The sequence below is a fragment of the Pelagihabitans pacificus genome, assembly GCF_009371985.2.
Taxonomy (GTDB): domain Bacteria; phylum Bacteroidota; class Bacteroidia; order Flavobacteriales; family Flavobacteriaceae; genus Pelagihabitans; species Pelagihabitans pacificus.
Window position 1 is genome coordinate 21,636 of record NZ_VIKU02000008.1, and the last position, 12,563, is coordinate 34,198.

Here is a 12,563-nt window from a genome sequence, read left to right on the forward strand (position 1 = left end):
TGATTTTCATAATAGGGGTTGATACAAACGATTTGACGGGTTCGGAACTCGAACCGATACGTGGGCATTGCAATTAATCCGGCCCTGATGCTGCTATGGAGGGCGATGATGGGGTATTTAATGTGGCTGTGGTGCTGGTGGACCAACCATTCCTTATAACGGTAAGCACTAGTTCGTAACGCTTATAGGATTTTGGAATTTCTACGTTGATGGAGGCGCCTTCTCCTATTTTTTTTAGTGCGATCACCTGGCCCCATCTATTCCGTTTGGCAAGTCGCCATTCAATTTCATAACCTGATTCGTCTTCTAAGTAAGACCATCCATTGTCATGATGGATCAGGGCATAGTATTTCAACAATTTTTTGGATAACAACGGAGTGGAAGGTCGCAAGATTTTTACTTTGGGAAAGGAGGGAATTTTTAAACGATTTCCTTTCAACTCTTCAACCAATAGAAACCCTTTCTTCTTGAAACCGTTAAAATCCAAAAGACCGTCATAGGTGATTAGATGATTTTGCCATTGATTTTGCCAGTTGGACATAATTATCGGCGTATTCGCAAAGTGTTCTCTTTGTTGACTAACCAATTCGGGATCAATCCCACTTATTATATAGGGGATTCTACGAGAATGGGCCATTTCCAACGACTCTTTGAGGAATGTAGTGTCGCTAACGATTAGTTCAATCGCATCCAAAGAGATATCCAAGCTATCTAGTTCCTTGAGTTGCAGCGATGCCAACTGCGATACGACAAGATCCTTCGTAACCCAACTTTTTGGATCGATTTGCTTGATTGCGCTCACTAGTTCCCGTAGCCATGAAAAATAGGCCTTTCGTTGAGCTAGTGCCTTGGAATAGTCGTATTTGAAGCTGGCATTGTTCCAGGGGTCGTTCCCAAAATTCCAACCGGCTATTTGTTCTTTGTCCTTTAGTCTTCGCACCGTACTTATAACAGTGTTACTGAGTACTTCCAATTGATCTTTATCCTCTTGGAAATCCAATGAAGCGGGAATCTGAAAACTGTATAAGATTTTTATTCCGTATTTTTTTCCGTATTTAAATAAATTATATTCATATACAGGCGACGGCGTGCATTTGACAAGATTGTATCCCATCTTTCCCATCAACTTAAAATCCCGTTCCAAGGTTTGTTTGCTGGCCACGTAATTATTGTTTGCCCAGTCGGTAGTTTTTGAATATCCGATACCGCTGAGTTCTAAAGGTAATTTAATGGGTTTATTCACAATTTTCGTTTCTAGGGCTTCCGGTAGGGGCTTTACGCTGTTCAGGCGTGCGCTCTTTTCAACGAAAGAGGAACCTTGCAGAATCTCTGGTGCGAACCTCCAGTCTAGATATGTCGATTCGCTTGCTTTGTACTCTGCTGGAATGTTTTTATCAAGATTGGAGTAAAAGAAAACGAGACCACTGATATCATCAAAGGAATCTTCGATGGCAATAAAGGCGTCCTTGAGCCACGATTCCTGATCGCCACCTGTCGACAATGAGCCGAATTCTGCTAGTAGCACAGGCTTGTTTGCGGAGATTTTTTTAAAACCCTCGTGATAAGGGCGGTATAAATCTCGGAAACCGTACCATTTTTGATCAGGATTAAAGGTGCCATAGTTGAGCAAATTCACTCCCAACCAATCTACATAGTTATCACCGGGATAATAATCGGAAATGGCAGTTGCTTTCCACGGGTTCCAGACCCATCGTACATTGTCTGCCCGTAGACTTTTAAAAATATGATGAATATGCTGCCATGCCTGTTTAAAATCCTTAGCGGTATTCCCCCCTGACTGGGACCAAGGATAAAATGGGTTGTCGAATTCATGGGCAAAACGTACAAAAAAGGGTTCTTTAAATTCCTTGACAATTCGAGCCACTTCCTTGATATAGTCATCAAAATAACCCTCTTTGATAAAGTATAATATGCTTTGCTCCTTCTTTAAGGCAGGAATGGAATCGCTAATCCTGAAGTTACTTGCCCAAGGTTCCCAGGTTAACATCGGCACCGATCCCTGAGCTTTGATTTTTTGCAAGTAATCACTTTTAAGTAGCGTTTTATCCTCGTCGCCCCAAGCCATATAGAACGAAATGATATCGAACTTAATTTGCTCCCGTCTTTCAAATAAACTAGTTTGTCTTAAGTCGGTAACACCATTGGCGGCCGTAGGATTGAATATTCCCAAATATTTCATTGTTTTTTTTTGGTCTACCTCCGTTTGGGGATAATTCCATCTATTCCGTTCTATTTTTTTTAATGAGCTGTTCGTGAAATATATGGTTATCAACAGTATGGGTACCGCCAGGCGTCTGGTAAAAGTAAAGAGGTGGTCCATAAACATACCGAAAGTCTTTTTGACGCGTTTCAAGTTTTCAATGGTCTCGTTCTCCAAAGCAGTCCTCAAGATTCGATTTCTATTGGTAACCTTAAAGGCAAGGTAAACACCAAAAAACATAAATAGAGCGTTGAGAAGAGCGAAAAACGACATGATGATACTGAAAGGAGTAAAATCCTGGTATAAACCATATAAAATAGCAAATAGTGATATTGCTGCTACTATTAGGTTTGGAATTACGATATTAAGGTTGTTTTCTTCCTCTTCATTTTTAGGAGTTGGTAAATAGGGCACCTTTTTTCTTAAAAAGGTATATACCACTCCTAAAATATACACCCACCATGCTATTATTTGTAGAAGTCCCCCGATAACGTGAAAGCCTCTCTCATTTTTTTCAATGACCCATTTTTGTATGTACGTTCTAATCAACAAAGAGCTTAACACTACGGGAAGACTGATGAGTACAAAGGTAATGATGTTGCCCGTCCAAGGCATTTTTGATAAGAACAACGATACAACTGGAATTAGGAAGCTGAGGAGATATATGAAACCGATTAAATAGTGAAGTGGTAAAAGTGCATAATGGATTTTTTGTCGAAATGTAAGGGATTTAAAAATTTTGGGATACACCCTATAGAGGAGTTCGAAGGTTCCCCTGGACCATTTCAATTGTTGTTTGTAGTAGGAGGTAAGGTCGGCTGGTGCCAGGCCTTTCGCAAGGATTCTAGGAACGTACACCGATTCCCAACCCTTCGCATGTAATAACATAGCCGTATGCATATCTTCTGCCAGTCCCGGGGCATGCCCCCCAATGCTATCTAAAGCAGATCGCCGAAAAACACAATTCGCACCAATCGCGTTTACGGTACCATACGTGTTCATTGTCATCATCATAGGCCCATAGAACTGAAAAGTCTGTTCGGCCGCACCTCGTGCGACCAGGGTAAAGGGTTTGTTATAATAGGCTTGAACCGTTTGGACATAGCCGATTTTTTCATCATCAAAATAGGGTATAACGGCGTCTAAAAAATTTGGTTTTGGAATGTGGTCCGGATCTAATATCAGGCAAATTTCGCCTCTGGCCATTTTTAAGGCATTGTTGATGTTTCCTGCCTTGGCATCTATTCTATTGTCGCGTGTTACGTGAATTACTCCCAACCGTTCACATTCTTTCTTCAAAAACGGGTCATTGGCCTCGTCACATAAATAAGTAGTGTGCGGATACCTTATTTTCTGGATTGCCTCCAATGTTTCTATGATCATTTCGTAAGGTTCGCCTGGGAAAAAAGTAGTAAGAACATCGACGGAATAAGTCTTCGAACCAATTACCTCCTTGGGTATGGAGATGCTGAAATAATGGTACCACAGATATACCTTTTTTAGGGCACCATAAATCAAAATTATCGAAAGTAAAATATAAAGAGGCAGATATCCCCTGAATTCCGGCCTAAAAAAGAAAATCAGAAAATAAATTAATGATGCCACTCCAATGACAATCATTAGTCTTATATAAAGCAATTCTATTTTCGAGGGTTTTTTGATAAGCTTGTAACATTAAAGGTTAAAGGGTTCCTTAATCACGTAAAACGGAATGTTCGCTGTTGTATAATAGCCACTTTCACTTGACACCTTAACAAAGAGCCTATAGGGGCCCTCTTGAGTTGGGGTCTTAAAGGTTAGGCCGAAATTATCCTTTCGTACGATCAAATCGGGAATACTGTCCGGTCTTTGTTCAACTTCCTGGGGTAGGTAATTCCAATTTTCAGGGCGTACCGTCCATTCGGTATCATAAGAGGCGACAGAATCGTTTTTAAGGTAAAAAAGCGCGGCTTTCACTTCTCTATTGTGACTTATCAGGATGTTTTCGCTTGCCGACTGGCCGTTTAATAGGAGATAGTCGATTTTTGGACCTTGAAATTGGCGGTCAACATCTTGCCAGAGATTTTGAAGTTCAAATACGACTTGCGATTTGTAGCCATTATCCGCAAATAGGCTGAACCAAGTATGTGTTCGCTCCTGTTTTTGTCCCCAAAAGAAGGCCAAACTTCCTAGGCACCTTCCGTCATCAATAGCCTGAATATTCTTTACGTATCGATTTTTGTACTGTTCTGCTTTTTTGGTACCGGTTTCTTCCAATGGGGCGGCCCATTTGGTAGTTTCGGTCTCCCAAGGGCCATTAATTCCCCATTCCGAAATGACATAGGGTCCTTGCCAAAAAAATAAGATGTTTTTGTCCAAGGTAAAATCGTTTAAGGAGCCAAAATTGTTGACGGAGATAAAATCCAGATCTGGGCTTTTTACCAAGATGCTAAATACCTTTTTGAGTCCTGAGGAAGAAACCGTTGTGCTAATTGGATGATTGGGGTCTATCTCTCGGACCTTCTCAAGTAAGCGGTTGTAGCCAGATATGAAATCATTAGCATACAATTTGGGGTAGTAGACCTCGTTTCCCAAAATCCAGTAGAGCACTGCTGGATGATCCTTAAATCGATTTACAAATTTTCCGGTGTCTTCCAATAATTTCGCGAAAAGAACAGGGTTTTTGTAAATGGTATCCGAGTTAGTTTGGTATCTCGGTAAGGGGATATCAATAACCACTGCCAGCCCTAATTCCTCTGCCTTTACCAAGTATTTTTTCAAGTTCATGGTGTCATAAACGCGTATTGTATTGGCTCCGGCATCTTTTAGTTCCTTCAAAAAGGCATTTCCAGAGGCTCCCTTTATATGGAAAGGATTTCCGTTCCTTATCATCTGATACCCGTGATCTGTTTTTTCTATGTATACATTAGGCCTTTTGTCCTTTTGGACGGGCGAGGAGCAGGAATGAATTACGAGCAATAAGATACAACAAAGTAAGGGTCTCCTTCGAAGGGTACGGGAAAAAAGAGTGGGGTTGTAAACGAAAAGGCGGTAAAGCATTCAAATGTGGGTATGATTATCTTCATTGAACCATTCCAAGGCTCGAAAAACAAGTAATACAAGAATATACTGTAGCTGTAATCTTAGGTTCATACCCTTATCACTAGATCTGTTTTATTCGGAGCAATACTTTACAAAGTATTTACGACTGGTTGCTTTTACCCACCTAATTACAGGAATTAACTTTATAAAGATATGCTAATTTCATCTATTCGGTAATATATGGTATTACCATTTGTTAAAGTAGGCTCATTATGGCGAAAAGATTGTCGATACTCAAAATAGTATTTCTATTCATTTAAACATTCATAAATCCGGTGAGGATCACCGTAACGTATATAAGCTATATTTGAAGAACAAATCCTAAGAGATTTCATGATTAATCCCATTTTTTATTTTTCCTACATGCAAAATACCACAGAAAAAATTTTAGGATATCGCATTTTTACAAATGATTTAAGTCACCTTCCCACGAATCAAAAAGTTATTGTAAATACTCTTAATCAGTACTCCTATTGCATTGCAGAGAGAGATAGCCGATTCAAGAAGGCTTTGTTGGATAGCGACGTGTTGCTCCCTGATGGCATTGGCGTAGTATTAGCTGCAAAATTCTTAAATGGGAAACGGGTACAAAAGGTGGCCGGTGCCGATTTGCACCGGTTTTTGTTACAGAAATTGGATAGTGAGAAAGGCAAATGTTTTTATTTGGGGGCTACCGATAGCACTCTTGATAAAATAAGAAATCGCATTATGAAAGATTATCCTAATGTTGAGGTAGCTAGCTATTCACCTCCCTTTAAACCGAGTTTTTCCCGGGAAGATAATGAATCGATGCTGCGGCAGGTCAATGCCTTTCAACCCGATGTGCTATTTATTGGGATGACCGCCCCTAAACAGGAGAAATGGAGTGCTGCTCATAAGGAAGCGATTCAGGCAGGTATGATTTGTTCCGTTGGGGCCGTTTTCGATTTCTATGCCGGGACTGTTAAACGTCCCAATAAGATTTGGATAGATTCGGGACTGGAGTGGTTAGGTCGGTTGGTAAAAGAACCAAAACGTATGTGGAAACGGTATATATATTATGGTGCGGTATTTCTGTACTATTTGGTCAGGGAAAAATGGTCCACTTCTGCCCAACAGATGAGCAAATAATTCAGTAGTTTGATAGAAATAAAGGTTAGACCTAAAATACTGTTTATACTGCACATGCCCCCGCCCTTACATGGGGCAGCAAAAGTTGGGCAACACCTTTTTGAAAGTGCCGAAATCAATAATTCTTTTGAATGTACCTTTATTAATTTACAAACCTCCAAGAAACTAAGTGATACGGGAAAAGGATTCTTTTCGAAGTTTACTAGCTTCTTAAGTCTCTATCGAAAGGTATTTATTGCCTTGAGAAGTTCTAGCTATGATAGTTGCTATATGACCATTAATTCTGGAGGGTTTGCCTACTACAAGGAAATCGTAATTGTTTTTCTTTTGAGACTCTTTAATCAAAACATACTCTACCATTTCCATAATAAAGGGGTCTCCAAAACTCAACACAGAACCATTAATCATTTGCTCTACCGATATTCCTTTAAGAACGTCCAATGTATTTTAAGTTCGGAAAGATTGTACTTTGATATAAAGAAATATGTGTCAAAAGAGGATGTGCACTATTGCTTCTATGGTATTCCTCCCACCGATTACCAGCAGTCGGTCGAAAAATCTTCGAAAGAGATTGATAATATTCCAAAACTCTTGTTTCTCTCCAACCTCATTATTGAAAAAGGTCCGTACATCCTTTTAGACGCCTGTCGATTACTCAAAACAAGAAATGTCGATTTTGAATGCCATATTGTTGGGGATTGGGGAGACATAACAGAAGATGAATTAATAGCGAATATTAAAGAAAGGGAATTAACGAAACACGTAGTAGTGCATGGACGTCAGGTGGGAAGAAGAAAGAATGAGCTGCTATCCAATTCGGATGTTTTTGTGCTACCTACCTTGAACGATTGTTCCCCTTTGGTCCTATTAGAGGCAATGCAAGCCGAACTGCCCGTTATCACTACCATCGAAGGCGGTATTCCTGATGTAGTGCAGGACGGTAAGACAGGCTTTTTAGTAAAAAAACACGATGCTATTCAATTGGCCGATAAAATGGAAATTTTAATTCAAAATCCTGAATTGCGTGTTAAGATGGGAAAGGCGGGGAAAACACGGTTTGAACAACAGTTTACTTTGGATAAATTCGAAAGTAGAATGGTAGAAATTTTTGCAAATGTTGTCCAGGATTAATCGCAGGTTTGTCTTATGCAGGGTTAAGTCAATCCATCAAAATCTCCAACAACTGTATCGCGGCCTCCGGAATCTTAGTGCCCGGACCGAATACGGCGACGGCCCCGTGCTCGAACAGGTAGTCGTAGTCCTGTCTGGGGATGACCCCGCCCACAATCACCATGATATCCTCACGGCCATAGGCCTTTAACTGCTCGATGACCTGGGGTACCAAGGTTTTATGGCCCCCTGCCAAGGAAGAAATACCGAGTACATGCACATCGTTCTCCACGGCTTGTTTGGCCACTTCGGCCGGTGTCTGGAATAACGGCCCGATATCCACATCGAATCCCAAGTCGGCATAGCCCGTCGCGACGACCCTGGCCCCGCGATCGTGTCCGTCCTGCCCCATTTTAGCTACTAGGATACGCGGTCTTCGCCCTTCCTGTTCCGCAAATTGGTCCGCTAGCGCTTGCGCTTTTTTGAAGGCCTCGTTGTTCTTGATTTCTTTTGAATACACGCCTGTTATCGCTTTGATGTCCGCTTTATGCCTGCCAAAGACATTCTCCAAGGCCGTGCTAATTTCGCCAAGAGTGGCCCGGGCCCTGGCCGCTTCTACGGCCAAAGCTAACAAATTATCTTCATCCCGACGAAGGTCCGGGTCTGCCTGTCCGTTCCCCTTCATTTTATTCCGGGCGGCCTGTTCCAACCGCTTCAAGCTGTTTTCCACTGCCGATGGGTCTCGCTCTGCTTTGACAGTGGCCAATCGCGCCAACTGTTGTCGGCGCACCTCGTTGTTATCGACCTCCAAAATAACAAGGTCTTCCTCCTCTTCCAAACGGTACTTGTTCACGCCGATAATGACTTCCTCCCCACTATCGATCCGGGCCTGTTTACGGGCCGCTGCCTCTTCGATCCGCATTTTGGGAATACCGGCCTCAATGGCCTTGGTCATACCGCCCAGTTCCTCCACTTCCTGTATCAGTTCCAAGGCCTGATGGACGAGTTGGTCGGTACGTTCTTCCACATAGTGGCTACCGGCCCAAGGGTCGACGGTTTTGGTGATTTTGGTCTCTTCCTGTAAAAACAATTGGGTTTCCCTGGCGATGCGGGCCGAGAAATCGGTGGGAAGGCCAATAGCCTCGTCCAATGCATTGGTATGCAGGCTTTGGGTACCTCCAAAGGCCGCCGCCGCCGCCTCAATGGTGGTACGGGCCACGTTGTTGAAGGGGTCTTGCTCCGTTAAGCTCCAACCGCTGGTTTGGCTGTGGGTACGTAGGGAGAGCGATTTTTCGTTTTCAGGCCCGAATTGCTTCATCAGCTTGGCCCAAAGCAGACGTCCGGCCCTCATTTTGGCGATTTCGGTAAAGTGGTTCATACCAATCCCCCAAAAAAACGAGAGGCGGGGCGCAAATCGGTCGATATCCAAGCCCGCCTTCAGTCCGGTTCGAACGTATTCCAGTCCGTCGGCCAGGGTATAGGCCAATTCGATTTCAGCGGTGGCCCCGGCTTCATGCATATGGTAGCCCGAGATGCTGATACTATTAAAGCGGGGCATATATTGACTGGTATATTCAAAAATGTCGGCCACCAATTGCATCGAAGGGGCCGGCGGATAGATATAGGTGTTGCGTACCATGAACTCCTTTAGGATATCGTTCTGGATGGTGCCGGCAAGTTGTTTCGGTTCGACCCCTTGTTCCTCGGCCGCCACGATATAAAAGGCCATGATAGGCAATACCGCCCCGTTCATGGTCATGGAAACCGACATTTGATCCAATGGTATCCCGTCGAACAAAATTTTCATATCCTCCACCGAGTCGATGGCGACCCCCGCTTTGCCCACATCGCCGACCACGCGTTCGTGATCGCTATCATATCCACGATGGGTAGGAAGGTCAAAGGCTACGGACAACCCTTTTTGTCCGGCCGCGAGGTTGCGTTTGTAAAAGGCGTTACTCTCCTCGGCCGTGGAGAAACCGGCGTATTGCCGAATCGTCCATGGGCGTTGCACGTACATCGTGGCATATGGACCCCTGAGATAGGGCGGAAAACCTGCCGCAAATTCAAGGTGGCCAAAACGTGGTTCCTCGGTTGGAATATCTTTTTTGATGGGAAGTTCCAAATGCTGTACGTCTTTTCGTTTCATGATCATTGCTATTCGTTGGTCGCTCTATTTTTTTAGTCTCCCTTTCTAAAGTTTTGATCTATAGATTCCAAGTATTTCAAATTTCCTAAGATCAAATGTCGCTGAACGCTTATCGCTGTACGCTTAAAGCTTCCCGCATCTCTCTTTTCTTCCCTCTTTCATACCTCATATTTCCAATTTCACAGGTCAACCTTCCTTCTCCAGTCGCTCTTTCTCCATCGCTTCTGCCAATCGTTTTGGAATAATAGGTTCGATCAAGGTCTTTCTCGGCTTCGTATTTACAAAAGGGTACAGCTGTAATTCCCCTTTCATCCGTTCCGCCGGGTTGACATAGCGGTTGGTGCCCACCAGGATTTCGTTCTCTTGGTCGAACCGTGATTGTTCCTTATCGGCACTTTCCTTGATTTTCCGTTGGATGGAATGGCTTTTTAATTGGTGGAGGAATCCCCCGGAAGCTTCCAATTGCTTCAATAATTCCAGCGCTTTTTGGGCAAGCTGCTGTGTCAGGCTTTCGATATAATAAGCACCTTCGGTGGGATTGAACGAACCATCCAGAAAACTCTCGTGTTTGAGCAACAACAACTGGTTGCGTGCAATACGATTCCCGAAGTCATTGCCTTTATGGTACAGCCCGTCGTAGGCTAGATTGCAAACCGTGTCGGCACCCCCCAAGATGGCCGATAGGCATTCGGTAGTGGTTCGGAGCATATTCGAATTGTAGGCGTATACCGTTTTGTTACGAAGGCTGGGTATGGCCATGATATGGCAATCCTGATCGCTATCGTATTCCTTGGCCAGCGTTTTCCATAAAAGGCGTAACGCCTGTAACTTGGCAATTTCAAAGAAATAGTTGCCGCCAATGGCTATTTTAAAGGTGATGTTGTTGATTCCGGAAAGCGTATTTTGGTTCAAGTACTCATGGGCATGACAGAGGGCATAGGCCAACTCCTGAACCCTATTGGCCCCGGCATTTTGATAGAGCGAGGCATCCACCGAAAAGATACTTCCGGAATAAGGGGATGGTGCCAGATCGGAGATCTTCTTACAACGGGCAAAGTCCTCCTCCATTCCAATAAACCAGTTGCCCTCTCGGGCCAGGTGTCCGATAGGGTCGATATGCAAGTGTATTTCCGGAGCGGAATCCCGTACTAGACCCAGCAGATCTTGAACGTAGGAAGGCTTCAAAAATTGAAATTCAAAATGAAGGGGTACGTTTCCCAAATCGAGCCCTTTTAGCAATTGTTTTGGATCGACCGTTTCGTTGGGAATGGTAAAGACGAGGCTTTCCGCGCCTTGACGGAGCGCCTCAAGTGCTTTTTGATTGGATTTATCCACATCGGCCACAAAAATGGTTTCCCCAATGCTCCAATGCCGAGGGGTAGTGTCGAGATCCACGGCACCATTTTTTTGATCCTCGTGATTGTAAAACGGCTTAACCTTAATGCCTTCCAACGACTCCCAGACCAACCTTTCGTTATAGTCGGCTCCCTTAAGATCGTACTGTATTTTCTGTTTCCATGCCTTGGCCGAAATGGCATCGAAATCCTTGAAAAAGGTGGACTCTTTCATCGGTTTACAATTTGGATATGAAGATACGATGAATGGGAGTATTATTTTCTAACATTTGTCATGTCTTGATAAAAACCTTTGAGTCAAGGGCCAATTTCGCAAGCGATTTGGAGGATCGGAAGTAGGGCGCGGCAGTAAAGGATGCAAATGACCATATAGTACCATTAAAGGCGAAAGATGGTAGGTATTTTAGGACATTGGTACGCCAGGGAGCTAATTCCGCCGTGCCAACTTCGAAGAGTACGGACTTAAATAGTATGCAAACTAAGATTATTTCGTCTTGATGGTGCCCTTGCGGTAGAGCTCCAAAGCGCTCTGCAGCAACAAATTGATGACTTTCAAGGGCAGATCGTTGTTCGGGTCGATGCGAAAGATTTTCATCCGGGCACGATTGCCTTCCTCCAATTGGGGATGGTGCAGCTGTTTTCCCTCCACAAACAGGATATAGGGCTCCTTCGTTTTTTTATCCGTCCACAGGTAACAGAAGGGCTTCTTTTGATAGCAGAAACAGGGCATTCCGTATTTGCGGGTTTCCGTCACCTGGGCATCCTGCTTCAGAATAAGTTCGCGTAAGGCGAGCAGGCAGCTCTTGCCCGGCTCTTCTTTGGAAAGGTAAAAGACATCAAGTTCCCGCATTTGTATTCTAAATTAACGCATGATTCAGATCAAGGTGATTTCCATTACCTTTCCCATTGAATTTCATTTGTTCTTCTGCCCCCTCTTCGAATGTGCCAAGGGCAGATGGAAAAAATCTTTCTTTCATCCGTTAGGATAGGAGGAAAAAAGAAAGATTCCCATGTATTGTTATCGTTTTTTGATTGAAACATACCATGAATAAAGTCATTCCACCGCTACTAAAAAATCGACTTCCGCATCAACGGGATTTTGTGCTTTGTCGCCAAAGACCTCGAAATCGGCCGTGTACCGCCTTTGAAGGTCGAGTTCCCATATTCGGGCCCACTGGTTCAAAATGAGTCCTTTGGTCAAATCGCCTTTGGCGGTTATCCTAACATAGTTTCCTCCCTCAAAAGAGCGGCCGACCATTCCGTCCGGTACGGTCTCCAGGGTAGTGACCTTACATCCGAGAAGCACTGTATAGGGTTTGGTATGGTCGCCCTCATAATCGGTATAAAGCGAATACACGGCGTTATCCGTTTTGTTCGGAATCCGGTCGATGATTCCATTTGCCATAAATTGCTGCCACAAGGCACCTATTTCCTCGGCGGCGCGCCCGTTTTCATTGGTGGTTCGTAAGCTGATTCCGATAAGCTTGAATGGTTCGATGGTTACCTGTTCCATATGTTATAATTATTGGTTTGGGCA

8 protein-coding genes are annotated in these 12,563 nt (G+C 43.7%); 2 read left to right on the forward strand and 6 right to left on the reverse strand.

The window, feature by feature from the left end; translation table 11 throughout:
- Nucleotides 1-73: 73 nt before the first annotated feature.
- Nucleotides 74-3,604 carry a glycosyltransferase gene (locus FK220_RS18695; protein ID WP_166204995.1) on the reverse strand — a complete coding sequence of 1,177 codons (3,531 nt, stop codon included), beginning with the start codon at nucleotides 3,602-3,604 and terminating at the stop codon, nucleotides 74-76.
- A gap of 291 nt (nucleotides 3,605-3,895) precedes the next feature.
- Entirely contained in the window at nucleotides 3,896-5,092 is a 1,197-nt protein-coding gene (locus tag FK220_RS18700; RefSeq protein ID WP_166204997.1) for a glycoside hydrolase family 2 TIM barrel-domain containing protein, read from the reverse strand.
- Between the two features lie 573 nt (nucleotides 5,093-5,665).
- On the opposite strand from FK220_RS18700, the gene FK220_RS18705 reads away from it, so the two are divergent.
- Nucleotides 5,666-6,412: a WecB/TagA/CpsF family glycosyltransferase gene (locus FK220_RS18705; RefSeq protein WP_152575894.1), complete on the forward strand. Its 747-nt coding sequence runs from the start codon at nucleotides 5,666-5,668 to the stop codon at nucleotides 6,410-6,412.
- A gap of 9 nt (nucleotides 6,413-6,421) precedes the next feature.
- Nucleotides 6,422-7,543, forward strand: a complete 1,122-nt coding sequence (locus FK220_RS18710; protein ID WP_152575895.1) for a glycosyltransferase — start codon at nucleotides 6,422-6,424, stop codon at nucleotides 7,541-7,543.
- 28 nt (nucleotides 7,544-7,571) lie between these two features.
- Here the strand turns inward: FK220_RS18710 and scpA are convergent, their stop codons facing one another.
- From scpA to FK220_RS18730, 4 genes are all read right to left on the reverse strand, one after another.
- Nucleotides 7,572-9,671, reverse strand: coding sequence for a methylmalonyl-CoA mutase (gene scpA / locus FK220_RS18715; RefSeq protein WP_152575896.1), 2,100 nt, complete (start codon nucleotides 9,669-9,671; stop codon nucleotides 7,572-7,574).
- A gap of 186 nt (nucleotides 9,672-9,857) precedes the next feature.
- The gene (locus FK220_RS18720; protein WP_152575897.1) at nucleotides 9,858-11,240 is read right to left on the reverse strand and encodes a methylmalonyl-CoA mutase subunit beta; all 1,383 of its coding nucleotides are present in this window, start codon (nucleotides 11,238-11,240) and stop codon (nucleotides 9,858-9,860) included.
- Between the two features lie 270 nt (nucleotides 11,241-11,510).
- Nucleotides 11,511-11,876, reverse strand: a complete 366-nt coding sequence (locus FK220_RS18725; protein ID WP_152575898.1) for a DUF1801 domain-containing protein — start codon at nucleotides 11,874-11,876, stop codon at nucleotides 11,511-11,513.
- Between the two features lie 204 nt (nucleotides 11,877-12,080).
- Nucleotides 12,081-12,539: a GyrI-like domain-containing protein gene (locus FK220_RS18730; protein ID WP_152575899.1), complete on the reverse strand. Its 459-nt coding sequence runs from the start codon at nucleotides 12,537-12,539 to the stop codon at nucleotides 12,081-12,083.
- Nucleotides 12,540-12,563: the final 24 nt, after the last annotated feature.

Coding starts and splice junctions, on each gene's coding strand:
- FK220_RS18730 (WP_152575899.1), bottom strand. CDS start 12,539: ATGGAACAGGTAACCATCGAACCATTCAAGCTTATCGGAATCAGCTTA.
- FK220_RS18725 (WP_152575898.1), bottom strand. CDS start 11,876: ATGCGGGAACTTGATGTCTTTTACCTTTCCAAAGAAGAGCCGGGCAAG.
- FK220_RS18700 (WP_166204997.1), bottom strand. CDS start 5,092: ATGATAAGGAACGGAAATCCTTTCCATATAAAGGGAGCCTCTGGAAAT.
- scpA (WP_152575896.1), bottom strand. CDS start 9,671: ATGAAACGAAAAGACGTACAGCATTTGGAACTTCCCATCAAAAAAGAT.
- FK220_RS18720 (WP_152575897.1), bottom strand. CDS start 11,240: ATGAAAGAGTCCACCTTTTTCAAGGATTTCGATGCCATTTCGGCCAAG.
- FK220_RS18695 (WP_166204995.1), bottom strand. CDS start 3,604: ATGATCATAGAAACATTGGAGGCAATCCAGAAAATAAGGTATCCGCAC.
- FK220_RS18705 (WP_152575894.1), top strand. CDS start 5,666: ATGCAAAATACCACAGAAAAAATTTTAGGATATCGCATTTTTACAAAT.